The organism is Micromonospora sp., from assembly GCF_048594385.1.
Lineage (GTDB): Bacteria > Actinomycetota > Actinomycetes > Mycobacteriales > Micromonosporaceae > Micromonospora > Micromonospora wenchangensis.
In genome coordinates this window covers 1-19,869 of sequence record NZ_JBMDWU010000399.1, presented here as the reverse complement: position 1 = coordinate 19,869, position 19,869 = coordinate 1, and the positions used below count along the sequence as shown (strand labels likewise).

9 protein-coding genes are annotated in these 19,869 nt (G+C 70.8%); 6 read left to right on the top strand and 3 right to left on the bottom strand.

Annotated elements, in window-relative coordinates; genetic code table 11:
* The 4 genes from ACOJTC_RS21370 to ACOJTC_RS21355 all read left to right on the top strand — a co-directional run.
* A partial coding sequence (locus ACOJTC_RS21370; protein ID WP_420118210.1) for a reductase occupies window positions 1-703 on the top strand: 703 nt, incomplete at its 5' end.
* Between the two features lie 545 nt (window positions 704-1,248).
* A complete protein-coding gene (locus tag ACOJTC_RS21365; RefSeq protein ID WP_420118209.1) occupies window positions 1,249-4,911 on the top strand; it encodes a LamG domain-containing protein in 3,663 nt (1,220 codons plus the stop codon).
* Between the two features lie 91 nt (window positions 4,912-5,002).
* Window positions 5,003-11,881, top strand: coding sequence for a polymorphic toxin-type HINT domain-containing protein (locus tag ACOJTC_RS21360; RefSeq protein WP_420118208.1), 6,879 nt, complete (start codon window positions 5,003-5,005; stop codon window positions 11,879-11,881).
* A gap of 26 nt (window positions 11,882-11,907) precedes the next feature.
* A complete protein-coding gene (locus tag ACOJTC_RS21355; RefSeq protein WP_420118207.1) occupies window positions 11,908-12,396 on the top strand; it encodes a hypothetical protein in 489 nt (162 codons plus the stop codon).
* A 167-nt stretch (window positions 12,397-12,563) separates the two neighbouring features.
* Here ACOJTC_RS21355 and ACOJTC_RS21350 read toward each other — a convergent pair whose 3' ends face one another.
* The gene (locus tag ACOJTC_RS21350) at window positions 12,564-13,538 is read right to left on the bottom strand and encodes an Acg family FMN-binding oxidoreductase (protein ID WP_420118206.1); all 975 of its coding nucleotides are present in this window, start codon (window positions 13,536-13,538) and stop codon (window positions 12,564-12,566) included.
* 238 nt (window positions 13,539-13,776) lie between these two features.
* Between ACOJTC_RS21350 and ACOJTC_RS21345 the strand changes: the two genes are divergently transcribed.
* Window positions 13,777-14,415 (top strand): response regulator, encoded by a 639-nt coding sequence (locus ACOJTC_RS21345; RefSeq protein ID WP_067310092.1) that lies wholly within the window; start codon window positions 13,777-13,779, stop codon window positions 14,413-14,415.
* Between the two features lie 84 nt (window positions 14,416-14,499).
* Here the strand turns inward: ACOJTC_RS21345 and ACOJTC_RS21340 are convergent, their stop codons facing one another.
* On the bottom strand, window positions 14,500-16,170 hold the full coding sequence (locus tag ACOJTC_RS21340) for a GAF domain-containing protein (RefSeq protein ID WP_420118211.1): 1,671 nt from the start codon (window positions 16,168-16,170) through the stop codon (window positions 14,500-14,502).
* A gap of 96 nt (window positions 16,171-16,266) precedes the next feature.
* Entirely contained in the window at window positions 16,267-17,277 is a 1,011-nt protein-coding gene (locus ACOJTC_RS21335) for an Acg family FMN-binding oxidoreductase (RefSeq protein WP_420118205.1), read from the bottom strand.
* A gap of 187 nt (window positions 17,278-17,464) precedes the next feature.
* Between ACOJTC_RS21335 and ACOJTC_RS21330 the strand changes: the two genes are divergently transcribed.
* Complete coding sequence (locus tag ACOJTC_RS21330) at window positions 17,465-19,798, top strand: heavy metal translocating P-type ATPase (RefSeq protein WP_420118204.1); 2,334 nt, start codon at window positions 17,465-17,467, stop codon at window positions 19,796-19,798.
* Window positions 19,799-19,869: the final 71 nt, after the last annotated feature.

The window sequence follows — 19,869 nt, the reverse complement described above, 5'->3', positions numbered from 1 at the left end:
GCCGGTGCGCCCGGGGGGCGGCGCGGCGTGGGGGGTGGTGTCGTCGGCGCCCCACCACCCGGGCTCCTACGACTACGCCCGGTGCAAGGCCGGCGGTGAACTGGCCGCGACCGGGGTGTTCGGGGACCGCGCGCTGCTGGTGCGGGCGGGGCTGATCCTCGGGCCGGGGGAGGACATCGGGCGGTTGCCGTGGTGGCTGCGCCGGGCGGCCCGGGGTGGTGACGTGCTCGCCCCGGGGCCGGCCGACCTGCCGGTGCAGTACGTCGACGTCCGGGACCTGGCGGCCTTCACGCTCGACCGGGCGGCCGAGGGGGTCGGCGGGGCGTTCAACGTGATCAGCCGGCCGGGGCACACCACGATGGGTGAACTGCTGGCCGAGGCGGTGGCGGCGACCGGAGCGGATGCCCGGCTGCGGTGGACCGACCCCGAGGTGATCCTCGCCGCCGGGATCGAACCGTGGAACGACCTGCCGATCTGGATCCCGCCGGGCCACGAGTACCGGTGGTTGCAGCAGTGTGGCGTCGAGAAGGCGTACGCGGCGGGACTGACCTGTCGCCCGGTGACCGAGACGGTCGGTGACACCTGGCGCTGGCTGGACCGGGTGGGCACGGTCCCGCCCCGTGCGGGGCGGCCGGCGCGGGCGACCGTCGGCCTCGACCCGACCCGGGAAGCCGCCCTGCTCACCGCGCAGCATCCCCGATAGCCACCGACCCGGTCTGGGGATGGGTGGCTGGTGCGCCGCAAGCCCTGTGTACGGGACCAGTCAGGGCCAGTCGGCTCACCTCTTATTAGTATCTGAAGCTCTTTGTCCTTCACGGAAAGTAATCGACGTAGACAACTATCGTCAGCGCCCTTAGAGTTCGGCCACTGCCAATCATCTTCACGGGGGATCGCCATGACGGCTGGTGGCTGGTTGCTGCCTGTCCACATTTCTGGAACCGCTGTCTCGCGGGCAGTTCGCTGTCTGCTCGCCTAGTGGGCAATGTCGTGACGCCCGGGAGGCGGCCACCCGTGACGAGAGCGGCTCGCGTTCCCGTCGGCTGATCCCCCGTCAACCATCTATCGGTTGCCTTCGATTAAATCCCACGAGGTCTCCGCCGGGAGATCTCGGGAGTTGGTGCGCCGCCCACCCCCATTCAAGCCCCCGAGACTCCTGCCTGTGGAGGCACTGTGACAGCCGCTCACCGACCGACCGACGGGCGCGCTCAGCGACCAACGGAACGGCCACGGACGACCGCAATTCTCGCGTTGACCTGCGTACTGGCCGGCTCGGTGCTGACCGGACCGGGGCGGGTGCAGGCGGCCCCGCCACCCGCACCGCCGTCGGTCGATGTCGCGGTGGCACCGGACGCGGCATCCGCCGTGTCCGCAGCGCAGCGGTCGGGTCGCCGGGTCGAGGTGGAGTCCGCCCGTACGGAGTTGACCCAGGTGTTCGCCAACCCGTCAGGCGGCTTCACCGCCGAGACCGCGGTGATGCCACAGCGCGTCAAGCGCAGCAACGGCTCCTGGGCGGACATCGATCTGTCGTTGCGCCGGTCGGCGGACGGTTGGGCGCCGGCGGCATCCGTGGCGCAGGTGCGGTTCTCAGCCGGGGGACGCGGTCCGGCGGTGGTCCTCTCGCGCGGCGGCAGGTCGTTGTCGTTGTCCTGGCCGGGCGGGTTGCCCAGGCCGACCGTGTCCGGTGACGCGGCCACCTACCCGAACGTGTTGCCGGGAACCGACCTGGTGCTACGCGCGACGCGTACCGGATTCACCCATGTCCTCGTGGTGCGGACGCCGCAGGCTGCGGCCGACCCCCGCCTGCGGGAACTGCGCTTCGCGTTCGGTGGCGGTGCGCGGGTCACCAAGACCGGGGACGGACGTCTGTCCGCTGTGGTGAACGGCCAGGAGATCGCCACCGCCGAGCCCGCGTTGATGTGGGACTCGTCCACGCAGTCGGGCGATGCCGACCCGACCGGCCGGCGGTCGGGCGCATCAGGGGCCGCATCCGTCGTACGTTCCTCGGCGGCCGGACCCGGCGACCGGGCCAGGACAGCGCCCGTCGGTGCCGCCGTGGCCGACGGACACCTGGTTCTCCGCCCGGATGCGCGGCTGCTCGCCGGGCGGGACGTCACCTTCCCGGTGTTCATCGACCCGGCGTGGTCCACCGCCAGGTCCCGCTGGGCCTACGCCACGCAGAACAACACGAACAACACCGACACCACCATCGCCCGCGTCGGCAAGGACCCGGACTCGGGAAAGATCTACCGTTCGTACTTCGACTTCCCGCTGTCGGCCATCAGGGGCAAGCACATCGAGTCCGCGTACGTGCAGATGAAGCTGGATCATTCCTGGTCCTGCACGGACACCCCGACGTACATGTACCACTCCAGCGGCATCGCCTCGACGCCCCGCACCGCGTGGGCACCGAAGCTGCACAGCCAGAAGGCGACCGCACAGTCCCACGCCAACGAGGGCTACGGCTGCTCGGACTCCCCGCAGCCGGACATGACTGTCAACTTCACCGGGTCGGCCGTGACGTCCCTCATCCAGACCCATGCCACGAACAACTACTCGAACGTGACCCTGGGGTTCTGCGCCTGTAGCGGCACCGACGGCTCGGGCGAATCCACCACCGACAGGTGGAAGAAGTTCTGGCCCAACAGCGCGAAGCTGGTCGTCGACTACGACTCGGTACCCGGCGCGCCCTACAGCCTCCAGACCTCCGGCGTGGCATGCGCTCCGGGCCAGCGGATCAGCATCGGCACGCTCACCCCCACCTTCTCGGGCATCTTCCCCGACGCCGACACCACCCAGGCGTTGACGACTGCCTACGAGTGGCTGCAGGTGCCCAGCTCCGGCACCTACGGAGACGCTACTCCACGCAAGCCCGCGCCTTCGGGCGCGTCCGTTCCGGCCGGTGGCCGTTCCACGACGGCACCGTTACCCCAGCTGACCGAGGGGCAGGTGTACGCGTTCCGGGCCCGGGCCACCGATCCGGCGCCCTACAGCAAGACCAGTGCCTGGTCAGCCTGGTGCGAGTTCCGGGTCGACACGACCATCCCCCCTGTGGTGGTGACCCGTAACGGCACCGACGAGCCGCTGCCCGGCGAGAAGGTCACCTTCGGTTTCTCCTCCACGGACACCAGCGTGACGAAGTTCCGGTACGGCTGGGCCTTCCCCGGCACCATCGAGGTACCGGCGACCACCGCCTGTAGCGCCAGCGTGCCGGCGGGTACCAACATCTGCTACCGGATCGGCTCGGTGACGCTGTCGGTGCCGAAGTACGGCCAGAACACGCTGCACGTCCGGGCGTACGACGGCGCGGGTAACCCCGGTGACGCCTCCGCCGAGTTTATCGCGGGTCGACCGTCGCCGGCGATCGCCCGGTGGGGCCTGGAGACCCTGCCCGGCGTCACCACGAGTGCGGCGCTGGCGGACGGCCAGCCCGCCCTGGGCGGCAACACCCCGCTGACGGCCAGCAACGTCGGGTGGACCCCGGACATGCGGATCATCAAGGGTGCGACCAGTACCTTCAACGGCACCTCGTCGAGTCTGCACACGACGGGACCGGTGGTCGACACCACGAAGTCGTACGGCGTCGCGGCATGGGTACGCCTGTCCTCCCTTCCCACCGAGAACATGGCCATCGCCACGCAGGCTGGCGACTGCATGTACGGCTTCTTCTTCGGGGTCTACGTCGCGGCGGGCGTACCGAAGTGGGACGTCACCACCCGAAGCAACGACTGCGCGGCGACGGCCACCTACACCAACGTGCAGCCGCAGAACGCCACGATCACGAATGCGGACGTCGGCCGATGGCAGCACGTGGCCTTCTCCTACGACGAGGACGCGAAGCTGATCACGTTGTACGTCAACGGGGCGTCCGTCGCCACTGCACCGTGGACCACCGCCTGGAACGCCACCAACGGGTTCCAGGTGGGACGCAACGCCGCCGGTGGTCTCACGAACAACTTCTTCCAGGGCTCCGTTGCCCAGATGCAGGTGTACAACCGGGCCCTGGTGCCGCACGACTTCACCGGACAGCGCCGGGACGAGGAAGGCTCCGGCGGTTTCGACGAACCGGGCATGCTGAAGCCCGTCCGGGTGGGCCAGTGGACCTTCGACGGGGCCACCGGCTGCTATGAGGACAATCCCTCCGACTGGACGCTGTGCATGAGCCCGGAGAACACCTCCTTCGGGCGGCGGATCGCCTTCACCAAGGGCGTCGACGTCGGCGACGGCAGCCGCGCGAGCTTCCTCTCCTTCGACTCGCAGGCCATCGACGACCCCACCCAACCGACAGTCGAGTACGGCCGCAGCCAGGACAACGTGGCCGGCGATCCGCAGAACCCGAACTGGCAGGACGGACGCGTGCTCCGCACCGACCAGTCCTTCTCGGTGTCCGCCTGGGTCCAGCCGAGGTCGCTCGGCATCCAGACCGCCGTCTCCCAGATCGGCACCAAGCAGTCCTCGTTCTATCTCGGCCAACGCACCAAGATCGTCAGCGGGAACCCCGTCAACTGGTGGTCGTTCAGTGTCTTCGGCATCGACAGCGATGCCCTGGGCAGTCGGTTCGCCGACGCGTTCATGACGTCCCGGAACATGACCGAGGAGGCGGATCTGTCCCACTGGACCCATCTGGTCGGCGTCCATGACGTTGCCGGCCGCGAGGTCCGGCTCTACGTGGACGGCAAACTCGCGGCGACGACCCCGTTCGGCACCGGCTCCTTCACCGGGGCGTTCGACGCGACCGGCCCGCTGTACGTGGGCGCTGCCCGTTTCACCCCGTTCGGTGCCGCCACCCAGTTGGTCGACCGTTGGGACGGCGACATCGACGACGTGAGTCTCTACCAGGGTGCGTTGAGTGACAACGACGTCCGCGAGATCAACGAGACCGAAGCTGTCAGGGAAGCCGATGTCACGGGCTGACGGCTTGCCGCGCACTACGCACACCCCGTCAGCCGCGAACGCGATCTCCGCTGGGAGTCTGGTGAAAACCTCCGTAGGACGTCCTGCCCCCGTGCGCCGCTTCACCCAGGTGGTCGCGGCGGTGCTCACCTCCGTACTGGTCGTCTCCGGCATGACGGTGCCCGCCCAGGCTTCCCCGGGGTCGGTCAGCCTCAGCCGGCAGCGGGAGAAGCTCGACCGGGACGGGCAGACCGCCCGGGGGAGGGCCAACCCCGCCAGCCCGGCCACCAGCGCGAAGCTGAGCCCGCCGGTGTGGCCCGCTCCGGGCCGGGCGTCGGTGACCCTGCCGGCCGTCGACGACGGGCGTCGGGCGGCACCGGCCCGGGTGAAGGCAGGAAAGCTGCCGGTCACGGTGGGTCGGGCACCCGGCGCGGCGGGAGCCGACACGTCAGCGGTCTCGGTGGAGGTACTGGACCGGGCCGCCGCACCGCAACGCTGGCGCAACGGTCTGCTGCTGCGGCTCGACGGGACCGCCGAGGGTGGCGGTGCCGTCGGCGCGACCACCGCGAAGCGGCCGGGCGCGGTGACCGTCTCGGTCGACTACCGGGCCTTCCGCAACGCCTTCGGCGGCAACTGGTCCTCCCGTCTGCGGTTGTGGCAGGTGCAGGACTGCGCCCTGCGGACTCCGGACCGGGCCGGATGCGCGGTGCAGCCGTTGCCCTCACGCAACGACGGATCGTCGGTGAGCGCCGAGGTGACCCTGGGTGCGGCCGTTGCCGGCCGGGCCGGGACCGCGGCTCCGTCGCTGGTCGCGCTGGCCGCAGGTGCGTCCGGTCCCGAGGGCGACTTCGCGGCCACCCCGATGTCGGCGAGCGCGACCTGGTCCGCCGGCACGTCGACCGGTGGCTTCTCCTGGTCGTACCCGATGCGGATGCCGCCGACGATCGGCGGCCCCGCGCCAAGCCTGGGGCTCTCCTACACCTCCGACAAGGTGGACGGGCAGTCGGATGCGTCCAACAGCCAGCCGTCCTGGGTCGGTGAGGGCTTCGACCTGTGGTCGGGTTACATCGAGCGCAGCTACGTGCCGTGTGCCGACGACATGTCCGGCGGCAACAACAGCGCCAACCGCACCGGTGACCAGTGCTGGCGGTCCGACAACGCCACCATGTCGCTCAACGGACGCGGCGGCGAGCTGGTCTACGAGGCGGGCAAGGGCTGGCACAGCCGCAGCGAGGACGGCTCCAAGATCGAGAAGCTCACGAACGCCACCAACGACGACAACGACGGTGAGTACTGGAAGGTGACCACGCCGGACGGCGTGCAGTACTTCTTCGGCCGCAACAACCTTCCGGGGCAGAGCAGCGCGACGAACTCCACCTGGACCGTGCCGGTCGCCGGCAACCACGCCAACGAGCCGTGCAACGTGTCGTCGTTCGCGTCGTCGTTCTGCAACCAGGCGTGGCGGTGGAACCTCGACTACGTCGTCGACCCACGCGGCAACACCGTGTCGTACTGGTACGACAAGGAACTCAACCGGTACGCCAAGAACGCGACCTCCACCAACAAGGCCGAATACGTGCGCGGCGGCACGCTCAAGCGGATCGACTACGGCACCTGGGACCGTGGCTCCGGCGACCGGTCGGTGACCGCGCTGGCACAGGTGGTGCTGGAAACCCAGGACCGGTGCGAGGCGGGTTGCCAGACCCACGACGCCGCGCACTGGAAGGACGTTCCGTGGGACCAGGACTGCGCCTCGGGGGCGCCGGACTGCGGGGACAACTACGGCCCGACGTTCTGGAGCACGAAACGGCTGTCGAAGATCACCACCCAGGTCTGGGACACCACGAAGACCACTCCCGCGTGGCAGCAGGTCGACTCGTGGACGCTGGGACACACCTATCCGGCGGTCGGTGACGGCAGCGACCACGCCGGCATGTGGCTGACCTCGCTCGTGCAGCAGGGCCTGGTCGGCGGCACCGTGACCATGCCACCGGTGACGTTCGAGCCGGTGTCGATGCCCAACCGGGTGCTCACCAGGAACAACACCAGCAACAACCGGATGCGGATCGGCAACATCCTCACCGAGACCGGTGGCAAGATCCAGGTCAGCTACAGCCAGCGCGACTGCACCTCCACCAGTCTGCCGTCCGCGCCGGAGACCAACACCCGGCGCTGCTACCCGGTGGTCGGCCCGGACCCGTACGACGCCGACCTCGAGATCACCGAGTACTGGCACAAGTACGTCGTCACCCAGGTCTCCGAATCCGACATCAAGGTCATGGTCGGCAGCACCGACCACGGCCAGCCGGTGCAGAACACCTACTACAGCTACCTCGGCACCCCGGCCTGGCACTTCGCCGACGACAACGGCCTGGTCAAGCCGAAGCGCAAGACCTGGAACCAGTTCCGTGGCTACGGCCAGGTCGAGGTACGCAAGGGCGACGCCCCGGCGCAGACCCTGACCCGGACCACGTTCCTGCGCGGCATGCACGGCGACCGGGTGAGCAAGTCGAGCACCGCCAAGCGCACCGTCACCGTGGCCGCCTCCCTGGGCACCGAGACGGTGTACGACGAGGACCAGTTCGCGGGCATGGTCCGGGAACAGGTCGTCTACAACGGTGTCGACACCAAGCCGGTCTCCAAGACTGTCAACGTGCCGTGGCGTTCACCGGCCACCGCGAGCCGCACCATCAACGACGACGAGGTGACCGCCCGCTACACCAACACCCGGGTCGCCTACAACGCCACCGCGCTGGGCGTCAACGGGGCCGGGGGCTGGCGGACCGCGCGGACCGTGTCGACCTTCAACGACACCTACGGCACCACCGACACCATCCAGGCCGACGGGGACATCGCCAGCACCGGCGACGAGAAGTGCACCACCTACCTCTACAACCGGAACGTCGCCGCCAACATCGTGCAGGCGGTCAAGCAGATCACCGTCAAGGCGGTGCCCTGCGCGACCACACCGGCCACCGAGGCCGACATCGTCGCCGACGAGCGCAAGTTCTACGACGGCGCGACCAGCGTGGACACCGCGCCCACCCGGGGTGAGGCCACCCGGGTCGACAAGCTCAAGGACTGGTCGTCGTCGGGTGGCACCGTCTGGCAGACCACCAGTCAGGCCACCTTCGACGCGTACGGCCGGCCGAAGACCGCCACCGACAACCGCGGCCGGACGGTGACCACGGAGTACACCCCGGCCACCGGTGGCCCGGTGACCAAGGTGACCACCAGGACTCCGGACCCGAACGGCGGCACCACCGACTGGGTCAACACCGTCGACACGCGGCCCTACTGGGGGCAACCCGTCCGCACCACCGACTACAACGGCCGTCTCGCCGACATGGAGTACGACCCGATGGGTCGACTCGCCAAGGGCTGGGAGGTCGGCTGGGCGAAGGCGGACCATCCGACGACCCCGTCGGTCGAACACACCTACTGGTACGCGCCGAACCGGGACGCCTACCCCTACACGACGACCCGCAAGCTGCACGCCGGTGGCGGCTACCTGACCTCGTACGAAATCAAGGACGCCTTCCTGCGGCCCCGGCAGACGCAGACCGCCGGGGTGGGCGGCGACCGGGTGGTCACCGACACCCTCTACGACGCGACCGGCCGCGCGGTCACCACCTACCAGGCGCACGCCGAGCCGGGCACGCCCGCAGGCGCGCTCTGGTGGGAGCCGGAGTGGTCCGTGCCGGCGGTCACCAAGACGCTGTACGACAACGCCTCCCGGGCCACCGACCAGATCCTCTTCGGCACCGACGGCGTCACCAACCTGGTGGAGAAGTGGCGCACCACGACGACGTACCTGGGTGACACGGTCACGGTGACCCCGCCGGAGGGCGGCACGGTCACCACCACCAAGACCGATATCGAGGGACGGACCGTCGAGCTGCGCCAGCGGACCGACGACGCCCAGGCCACCCCCGACCTCGTCACCACCTACGCCTACAACCGCAAGGGGCAGCTGGGCAAGGTCACCGACACCGACGGCAACGAGTGGGTGAACACCTACGACGTCAAAGGCCGGCAGATCACCGCGAAGGACCCGGACAAGGGCACCACCCAGACGACCTACACGGTGTACGACGAGGTGGAGACGACCACCGACGCCACCAACACCGTGCTGGTCAACGAGTACGACGGGATGGGTCGACGCAAGGCGCTCTACTCGGGCAGCATCGCCGCGACGAACAAGCTAGCCGAGTGGAAGTACGACAAGCTCTACAGCGGGGCGACGCTGCGCGGTCAGCTCACCGAGAGCATCCGCTACGAGTCGGCTGGCTCCACCAACGCCTACAAGTGGCAGGCGCGCACCTTCAACACCCGCTACCAGCCCACCGGCGCGAACTACGTCATCCCCGCCAACGAGGGCAGCGGTCTGTCCGGCACCTGGATGTACAGCTACGGCTACTCGTCGTACGACGGCAGCCCCACCAGCATCAACTACCCGGCGGCCGGGGGCCTGACCGCCGAAACCGTACAGACCGGATACGACGCGACGACCGGCCTGCCGACCCAACTGTCCTCGACCCTGACCAACGTCGTCCGTTACGTGATCGGGCAGGACTACACCCGGTATGGCGAGCCGACGCTGACCACCCGCAAGACCGACGGCGGGGTCTACGTCCAGGACGACACCTACTACGACTCCGTCACCCGGCGGGTGACCCGCACGAAGGTCAAGCCGGAGACCGCCACCGGCACCGTCAACGACACCAGCTACAGCTACGACGCGGCGGGCAACATCACGTCCATCGCCGACACCCCCCAGGTCGGCGTCGCCGACACCCAGTGCTTCCGTTACGACGAACTACGGCGGATGCGGCACGCCTGGACCCCGAAGGCCGGCGTCGACTGCGCCGCCGACCCGAAGGTCGCCGATCTCGGCGGTCCGGCCCAGTACTGGCACGAGTGGGCGCTCGACGAGGTCGGCAACCGCAGCACCGAGAAGGTGCACACGGCGGCCGGGGACACCGTCCGCACGTACACCACGCCCACCGGCGGCGCGAACGTCGTCCGGCCGCACGCCGTCACCTCGGTCCTGACCACGGTGCCCGGCCAGGCTGACGTCACCACCAACTACAGCTACGACAACGTCGGCAACATGCGCTGCCGGCCCGTCAGCGGCGCCGCGAACAACTGCACGACGGGCACCAACTCCCAGACGCTGAACTGGAACGCCGAGGGCAGGCTCGCCTCGGTGAGCGTCGGCGGGCAGACCGTCGAGACCAACATCTACGACGCCGACGGTGCCCGACTGATCCGGCGGGACACCACCGGCACCACCCTCTACCTGCCCGGCCAGGAGCTCCGGCGGGACAACAGCTCCATCGTCACCGGCACCCGCTACTACAGCTTCGCCGGCAAAGTGGTCGGCAACCGTACGCCTACCGCGTTGACCTGGCTCTTCTCCGACCACCAGGGCACCCAGCAGACGGCGGTCGACGCTGCCACCCAGGCGGTGACGATCCGCCGGCAGACTCCGTACGGCGACCCCCGGGGCAACCCGCCGCTCTGGACCAACAGCAAGGGCTTCGTCGGCGGCGACAAGGACCCCACCGGCCTTACCCACATCGGCGCCCGTCAGTACGACTCCGGCCTCGGGCGGTTCGTCTCCGTCGACCCTGTGCAGGACCTGGCCGACCCGCAGCAGTGGAACGCCTACGCCTACAGCAACAACAGCCCGATCACGTTCTCCGACCCGACCGGCCTCAAGGCCTGCTCCGACGATGCCTGCGGACCCGGTGCCGACTACGTGGACATGTGGGGCAACTACCACGATGTTCCCGGCGACAACGACGGTTGCAACGGCAAGTGCGGCGACGACGACTGGGCCGAGGCTCAGGCTGCCAACGATGCCGGCGGGGGCAACGGCGGCGGTGGTGGTAAGGGCGGCGGCAAGCACGGCGGCCCCACCGACGAGCAGATCAAACGGGCCAAGGAGATCAAGAAGCAGAACGCGGTCTCGATCATCGTTCAGGCCGGCGGCAAGCTTCTGCTCGACTTCTTCGGCGTCACCGACATCCTGAACTGTATCCAGGGTGACCTGGCGGCATGTGCCTGGTCACTCGTCGGCATGCTGCCCATCGGTAAAGCCATTCAACTGGCCCGCAAGGCCGGTTCGGCGGTCAAGCTGATCGGCCGGGCCGCCAAGGCCCTCATCAAGTGGTCCGATGAGACGAAGTGGGCCGACGACGTCATCAAGCAGGCCGAGAGTTGCCTCCTGCCCGGCGGTCGACACAGCTTTGCTCCCTCAACCAAGGTGGTGATGGCCGCCGGCAGCACCAAGGCCATCGGTGAACTGAAGGAAGGCGACGAGGTCGTCGCCACGGACCCCGAGACGGGTCGGACGGAGGACCGGGAGGTTACCCGGACCCACCGCCACGAGGACACCGAGCTGACCGACCTGCGGGTCGCGGCGGCCGGCAAACAGACCACCGTCGAGACCACCCAGCACCACCCGTTCTGGAGCGAGACCCGTCACGACTGGATCGACGCCAAGGACCTGCGGGTGGGGGAGCGGCTGCGGTCGCTCGACGGCACGCGGGTGACGCTGCGGGCCTCGCGCTCGTACACGGCCACGAAGGTCATGTACGACCTGACCGTCGCCGACATCCACACGTACTATGTGCCGGCCGACACCACGCCGGTATTGGTACACAACTGTACGTTGCCGAATGCCGGCGCTCCGACACCCGGGAATGTGGCAGTTGTAGGTCGCCTCGAGGATACGAAAGTAGCCCAGGACTGGGCAGGTCATGACGTCCTTGACATCCCGAACTGGACTCTTGCGAAGAATGATAAATGGGTGAATTCGGTTATAAAGAATAAGCAGGATGTTTATGTTGCATCTCCGCCGAGTTTCGACAATTTGTGGAACCGTGTTAGGGGTCGTCGGACGGTCATGGCGCGGGAAATCAAAATGCTGACAGATGCCGGGTATGGATGGGATGGATACTATATGCGCCCCCCGAGAGGTTGATAATTGTGGTGAAAGGTGATCAGTCAATGGAAATTCTTGACCCTAAGAGGAATGTTGGTTACGGGCGCGAAGAAATCCCTTCCGTAAGGGACGGAAGAATTCGTGATCTTCTGGTTGGCGTGATGGGGCGAGGTGCGCTAGATCAGGTGAAGCGGCAAATGCCGCACGGCGCTGACGATGTCCTAGCTGTGTTCGCTGAGCGAGCTGCGTCCATCGCTGTTCGACATCAGGATGTCCGTGAACTTCGGGCTGGAATTCTAGCCGTAGTTATTTCTCAGGCGATAGCCGATGATCCGAGAGAGTCGATCGCGGCACTCTCTCTGTTGTATCGGGCTGCCGAGCTGATCGGTCATGATCCGAACTCCGAATTTGCCGCAGCGGGCGATGTCCTTGGTGGTGGAGTGAGTGGATTATTAGAATTCCTGCGCAGGTCTCCTGAGGATAAGTCGATCGAGGCTATGGGCTACGAAGAAGGTGATGACGGGCGCGGCTTCTGCTTTATTAGCAACTGGTAGTCGGTGCCGTTGTGACTTTGATAACGGTCCGGTCTTATAGCGGTGATCCCCGGCCTGGAGTGCGCAGGTGGCATGAGGGTGGATGGCGGTTGCGATGTCGCAGACCGCGTACGGTGGCGGCGGCCGAGAGTCGTCCGTGACTCGTTTTTTGACAGCGTGGACCAGGGTCAGCCGGGTGCCACCGCCACGTCCAGCACCTCGTCCACGCCCCGCCTCGGGGTGGCCACCCCCGGCTGGCCGTACCCGATGCGCATCACCATCTGCGGCGTGCCGAAACGTCCCAGCGACAGCCGCAGCGCCTCCCGTGCCCCCGACACCTCGATCGGCTGCGACAGCATCGACACGGCGAGTCCCGCGTCGGTGGCGGTCAGCAGCACCCGCTGCAACGCCTGCCCGGCGAGCACCTGGTCGACGACCGTGTTGCCGGCCGCGCCGAGCACCGCCACCAGCGGTTCCGGCTCGAAGTCGCGGCCGGGGGCGCGGTCCAGGCCGCCGAAGCCCCGCGACGGAAGCAGATCCTGCGGCTCGGTCTGCGGGCCACCGGCGCGGGCCGGCACCCCGTCGGGGGCGGGTTCCGTGCGCACCCAGTCGGCACGTTCGGCCCGGTAGGCGGGGTCGCGTTCGAGCACCCGGTGGGCGCTGCGGGCGACCTCGGCGAAGGCGTTGACGGCGCTCACCCCGATCACCAGCTCCAGCCAGCACTGTTCGGCGCGGGCCGCCTCACCGAGCCGCCAGCGGGCGTCGGCGGGCACCGGGTCGGGCCAGAACGGCGCCCGGTTGCTGAACCGGCGCGCGATCGCCGCGTACAGGCTCTGCTCGGTGGGGGTGGGGCGGCGCGGCAGGTCCGGGACCAACCGGGCCAGCACGTCCGGGTCGGCCGGGTACGGGCGTAGTCGTACGGTGGCCGGGGTACCCGCCACCGCCAGGGACAGCCGGAGGTTGAACAGGGCCGCCCCACCGGAGATCCGGGTGCCCCAGCCGCTCGGGTCGGTGGCCGGCAGCCGGCGGGTCGGGTCGACCGACACCTCGATCCCGCCGTCGCGCAGGCGGAACCGCCACGGCTGGGTGTTGTGCAGGGAGGGCGCCCGGACGGCGTCCGTGACGGCGGCCCGTAGTTGCGCCTCGCTGTATCCGGTGCCCATGGTCGTGCTCCTTCCGTGGCGGTTGGTGCCGCTCCACCCCGAGCGGGGAACGCGTCGCCCCGGCCGGCCGACGCCGACCCGGTTCCCGGTGGTGGTTCCCCTCCACGGTCCGCCACCGGCAGGCAGGCCGGGCAGGGCCGGACGTCCCGACCCACCGGGCCGCCCTCCCCGGAGTGACGCGCCAGGTTAGGGACCTTCGGCCCGTGCACGGGCCGGTCCGGGCGGGTAGAAACGAGGGATGATCCGGGTGTTCCTCCTCGACGACCACGAAGTCGTCCGCCGTGGCCTGGCCGACCTGTTGCAGAGCAGCGGCGACATCGAAGTGGTCGGCGAGTCCGGCTCCGCGCAGGAGGCGGCCCGGCGGATTCCCGCCCTCCGCCCCGACGTGGCGATCCTCGACGCCCGGCTGCCCGACGGCAACGGCATCGACGTGTGCCGGGACGTCCGGGCGGTCGACTCGTCGATCAAGGGGTTGATCCTCACCTCGTACGAGGACGACGAGGCGCTGTTCGCCGCGATCATGGCGGGTGCGGCGGGGTACGTGCTCAAGCAGATCCGGGGCACCGACCTGGTCGACGCCGTCCGTCGGGTCGCGGCCGGTCAGTCGCTGCTCGACCCGGCCATCACCACCCGGGTGCTGGAACGCATCCGCAGCGGCGTCGAGCAGCCCCGCGAGTTGAAGACCCTCACCGAGCAGGAACGCCGCATCCTGGAGTACGTGGCCGAGGGGCTGACCAACCGGGAGATCGCCGGCAAGATGTTCCTCGCCGAGAAGACGGTGAAGAACTACGTCTCCAGCGTGCTGGCCAAGCTGGGCCTGGAACGGCGCACCCAGGCCGCCGTGCTAGCCACCCGCCTGCTCGGCCAACGCCACTGACCCACCGCCCCGCCGACCGAGCGGGGACCACCGGCTGGCCGAGCAGAACCGCCCGGCTGAGCACGATCCGCCCGGCCGCCCGGATCAGTCGCGCAGCGGGACCGACCAGCAGATTTCGGTGCCGTGCGGCTCGACCCGGCGTACCTGGAACTCGCCGCCGTGCCGCTCGGCGCGTTCGCGCAGGTTCACCAGGCCGCCCCGGGCGGCGGCCGGATCACAGCCCACCCCGTCGTCGGTGACCGTCACGGTGACCCGGCCGGCGTCGACCCGCACGGCGACGGCGACCCGGGTGGCCTCGGCGTGGCGTACCGCGTTGGACAGCGCCTCGCGGAGCACGGCGGTGAGGTCGGGGCGGACCGGTTCCGGCACGGCGCTGTCGATCGGGCCGTCCAACTCGACGGCGGGCCGGAAACCGAGCGACCCAGCGGCCACGTCGACCGCCTCCCGGATCTCGGTGCGCAGCGCCGCGCTCATCGGGGTACGCAGCTCGAAGATGGTGCGGCGGATGTCCCGGATGGTGGCGTCGAGGTCGTCGACGGCCGCGTTGATCCGCTTGGCGACGTCGGGGCGGGCGTGCATCGCGCCGCTCTGCAGTTGCAGGCCGGTGGCGAACAGCCGCTGGATCACCACGTCGTGCAGGTCCCGGGCGATGCGTTCGCGGTCCTCCAGCACCACCAGCAGCTCCCGTTCCTCCTGCCCCCGGGCCCGCTCCATGGCCAGGGCCGCCTGACCGGCGAAGCTGGCCAGCAGGGTGACGTCGGCGTCGGCGGCCCGGCCGGCGTCGGGCCGGTGGGCCACCACCAGCACCCCGTGCAGGGTGTCGGCGGCGGCGAGCGGGGAGACCACGGCCGGGCCGGCGACCACCGGCACCGGCCAGGGTGCCGCCTCGGCCAGGTTGTCGAGCAGTTCCCGGCGACGTTCGGTGACCGGGCCGGCGAAGCTGGTCTCGCTGGCCGGCAGCAGCGCGCCGACCAGCCCGTCGGCGGCACCGTCGGCGGAGTCGACCACCTCGCCGGTGAAGTGGCCGGCGTCCTCGTCGTAGAGCAGCACCAGCGCCAGCTCCGCCTCGGCGACCTCGCGGGCCCGGCGGGCCACCAGGGTCAGCGCGTCGGTCCGGCGTACCTCGCCGAGCAGCACCGAGGTGATCTCGGCGGTGGCCGCCAGCCAGCGTTCCCGGCGGTGGGCCAGCGCGTAGAGCCGGGCGTTCTCGATGGCCACACCGGCAGCCGCGGCCAGCGCCACGACGATCTCCTCGTCGTCCTCGGTGAACTCCGGGGCGCCCTGCTTCTCGGCCAGGTAGAGGTTGCCGAAGACCTGCTCGCGGATGCGGACCGGCACGCCGAGGAAGCTGTGCATCGGCGGGTGGTTCGGCGGGAAGCCGTACGACTGGGGGTGTTGGGTGATGTCGGGCATGCGGACCGGGCGGGGCTCGTCGATCAGCAGGCCGAGCACCCCCCGCCCGTGCGGCAGGTCACCGATCTTCGCGTGCAGTTCGGCGTCGATGCCGTGGGTGATGAAGTCGTGCAGCAGCCGGTCGGGACCGATCACGCCGAGCGCGCCGTAACGCGCACCGACCAGCTCGCAGGCCGCCTGCACGATCCGTTGCAGGGTGCTGCGCAGGTCGAGGTCGGTGCCGATGCCGACCACCGCGTCGAGCAGTGCCCGCAGCCGCTCCCGGCTGGTCACCACGTCGCCGACCCGGTCGAGCATCTCCTGGAGCAACTCGTCGAGGCGGACCCGGGACAACGGGCTCAGCCCGAGCGAGGGGACCTGGTGTTCGTTGCGGGAAGCAGGGGTGCTGGCGGCCACGCGGGCGATGTTACCGCCCCGTGACCGCCCGGCACGAGATCGTCAGGGCCGCTGGTCGCGTACGGCGGAGGTGTCGACCACCTGTGCGGCCGGTAGCCGGGGGGTGTGCGGCGGGCCGGCGTGCGCCGGGTCCGCGATCCCGATCCGCAGCACCAGGTACGGGTAGCCGAGCCCGCTGAGCAGCTGCCGCAGCGTCTGCCGGGTGCCGGCCACCTCGACCACGCCGGACAGCGGCACCACCGACGCCCCGTGCCGGGTGGCGGTCAGCCACAGCGCGGAGAGCGCCTCACCGGCCCGCAGCCAGCTGTCCGGTTCGTCCTCGTCACCGTAGAGCAGCCCGTACACGGCGGCCTTGTCGTGCCCCGGGCCGACCGGCAGGTCGCCGGGGCTGCCGAAGTCCCGGGCCGGGACGGTGGTCTGCGGCTGGTCCTGCGGCAGCACCTCCGGAGGGAGGCCGGTGCCGGTCCCGGCCCGGTGCGTCCAGTACTGCAACTCCTCGCGGGTCTGCGGGTCCTCCGCCTCGACCGTGCCCGCGTGGGAGGCGGTGGCGGCCAGCTCCATCACCTGGTCGGCGTCGAGGATCTGCAACCGGGAACCCTCGGCGTCTGCGGCACGGACGATGTCGTCGAGCACCCCGGCGGGCACCGGCTCGTCGCTGACCGGCCGGCGGTCGGTGTGCCGCACCTGCATGCACTGCACCAGGCGCATCGCCTCCGGGTCGGCCCCGGACCGGGTCAGGCCGGTCAACCGGGCCAGCAGGTCCGGCTGCTGCGGGTCGGGCAGCCGCTCGACCACCGCCGTCCAGCCCTCGGCCGCCAACGCCACCCGGGCGTGGTGCAGGGCCGCGCCGCAGCTCACCGCCACCAGCCGGCCCTCCGGGTCGGTGGCGGTGAGCTGCCGTTCCCGGACCACCCGCAGCTCCAGGGCGTCCGGCAGGACCCGCCAGCGCCACGGCTGCGTGTTGTGCACCGAGGGGGCGTGACCTGCCGTCGCCGCGGCCTCCGCGAGCGCGGTGGTCAGCGGGCGGTCCGTCGCGGGTGTCTGGTGGCTCATCGGCACGACCTTTCCGTTTCTTTCCCATCGTGCCCCACCCCGTCGGCCCCGGGGTGGGGATACCGTTCCATCCTGGCCTGCCGACCCGGCCCTGCGCACGGCCCGCAGGTCCCTCCTCGGGGGCATTTCGGCCCGACGGTTTCCCGGTTCCCGGCCCCCGCCGGCCCCCTGCTGGGACGATCCGCAGGTGGACGCGGCACCGCAGGAGTGTGTTCCGCAGCGGCCGGTCGACAGGCGTCCGGTGCGCTGGCGCGAGTGGACGCCCCTGACCCTGCTCGGCGGGGCGTTGCTGGTCGGGGCGGCGCTGTGGCTGACCGGGCGGCGTGGCCCCGCCGACGCGGTGTGGGCGGCGGCGACCCTGGGGGCGCTGGTGCCGGCGGTCGGGGCGGTGCTGCGTCAGTGGTGGCGGCGGCGGTTCGGGGTGGACGTCATCGCCGTGCTGGCGTTGGCCGGTGCGCTGCTGGTCGGGGAGTACCTGGCCGGGGCGGTGATCGCGGTGATGGTGGCGACCGGCCGGGCGCTGGAGGCGTACGCCCGGGGGCGGGCGACCCGCGACCTGCGGGCGCTGTTGGCGCGGGCACCCCGGCAGGCGCGGCGGCGCACCCCGGACGGGGGCATCGAGGTGGTCTCGCTGGACCGGGTCGCGGTGGGGGACGACCTGCTGGTCGGGCCGGGGGACGTGGTGCCCGTGGACGGGGTGCTCGCGGCCCCGGCGACGCTCGACGAGTCGGTGGTGACCGGCGAGTCGCAGCTGGTGGGCCGGGCCGCCGGGGAGCAGGTGTCCAGCGGGGTGGTCAACGCGGGCGCCGCCGTGGGCCTGAAGGCCACCCGGGACGCGGCGGGCAGCACCTACGCGGGGATCGTCCGGCTGGCGCGGGAGGCGACCGCCCACCGGGCGCCGACGGTCCGGCTCGCCGACCGGTACGCGGCGGCGTTCGTGCCGTTCACCCTGCTGCTGGCCGGGGTGGCGTGGTGGTGGTCGGGGGAGGTCGTCCGGGCGGTCGCCGTGCTGGTGGTGGCGACGCCGTGCCCGCTGCTGCTGGCCACCCCGATCGCGATCGTCTCCGGGCTGTCCCGGGCGGCCCGCCGGGGCGTCCTGGTGCGTGACGGCGGTGCGCTGGAGCTGCTCGGCCGGGCCCGGACCCTGCTGGTCGACAAGACCGGCACGTTGACCGCCGGGCGGCCCCGGGCGGCGGAGACGGTGGCCGGTCCCGGCGGCGACCGGGACGAGGTGCTGCGGCTGGCCGCGTCGGTGGAGCAGCTCTCCCCGCACGTGCTGGCGGTGGCGCTGGTGCGGCAGGCCCGCGAGCGGCGGCTGCGGCTGACCACGCCGACGGAGGTGACCGAGGAGCCGGGGCGCGGGGTCAGCGGCCGGGTCGACGGCCGGCCGGTGCGGGTCGGGCAGCTCACCGGCGACCTGCCGGACTGGGCGGAGCAGGCCCGCCAGCGGGCCGAGCTGGCCGGCTGGTCGACGGTGTGGGTGAGCGACGACCAGGGCCCGCTCGGGGCGGTCCTGCTGGAGGACCCGGTCCGCCCGGACGCCCGGCGGACGGTACGGCGGCTGCGGGACGCCGGGCTGTCCCGGCTGCTGCTGCTCAGCGGGGACCGTCCGCGCACCGCCGAACAGGTGGCCCGGCTGGTGGGGGTGGACGAGGCGCTGGCCCGGTGTTCCCCGGAGCAGAAGGTGGACCGGGTCCGGCAGGAGGCGCGGCGGGCCGTCACCGTGATGGTCGGCGACGGGGTGAACGACGCGCCGGCGCTGGCGGCGGCGCACGTCGGGGTGGCGATGGGGGCGACCGGGGCGACCGCCTCGGCGGACGTCGCCGACGCGGTGATCACCGTGGACCGGTTGGACCGGCTCGCCGACGCCGTCGAGATCGCCCGGCACGCCCGCCGGATCGCGGTGCAGAGCGCCGCCGTCGGGATGGGGTTGGCGGTGGCCGCGATGCTGGTCGCCGCCGCCGGCCGGCTACCGCCGGTGGCGGGCGCGTTCCTCCAGGAGGGCATCGACGTGCTGGTGATCCTCAACGCGTTGCGGGCGCTGCGCGGCGGGCTGCGCCGCCCGGACGTCCCGCCGGCCGCCCGCGCCCTGCTCGACCGGTACGCGGGCCAGCACGCCGGCGTACGGGACGTGCTCGCCCGGGTACGGGACACCGCCGACGTGGTGGCGACCCGGCCGACGGCCGAGGGGTGCCTGCCGGCGGTGCGCGCCACGCACCGCCGGCTCCCCGACGAGGTGCTGCCGCACGACAGCGCCGAGGAACGGCAGCTCTATCCGGCGTTGACCGGCCCGCTCGGCGGGGAGGCGACGTCCACGATGAGCCGGGAGCACGTGGAGATCCACCGGCTGGTGGACGCGATCGGCGGTCACCTGGCCCAGGCGGACGGGCGGTTGCGCCCCGACCAGGTGCCCGACCTGCTCGCCAGCCTGTACGGGCTGGACGCGGTGCTGCGCCTGCACCTGGCCCAGGAGGAGGAGACCTATCTCGCCCTGGATCCCGACCCACCCGCCCCGCGTTGATCCACCCACCCCTGAGGTGATCCACGCGCCGGGGCCGATGTTGCGGTGTCAGGTCGTCGGATCACCGCAAC

What these genes read in the sequence shown, in the direction of transcription:
- ACOJTC_RS21350 (WP_420118206.1), bottom strand. Translation starts at nt 13,538, where the DNA reads ATGGGCACCGGATACAGCGAGGCGCAACTACGGGCCGCCGTCACGGAC.
- ACOJTC_RS21355 (WP_420118207.1), top strand. Translation starts at nt 11,908, where the DNA reads ATGGAAATTCTTGACCCTAAGAGGAATGTTGGTTACGGGCGCGAAGAA.
- ACOJTC_RS21335 (WP_420118205.1), bottom strand. Translation starts at nt 17,277, where the DNA reads ATGAGCCACCAGACACCCGCGACGGACCGCCCGCTGACCACCGCGCTC.
- ACOJTC_RS21345 (WP_067310092.1), top strand. Translation starts at nt 13,777, where the DNA reads ATGATCCGGGTGTTCCTCCTCGACGACCACGAAGTCGTCCGCCGTGGC.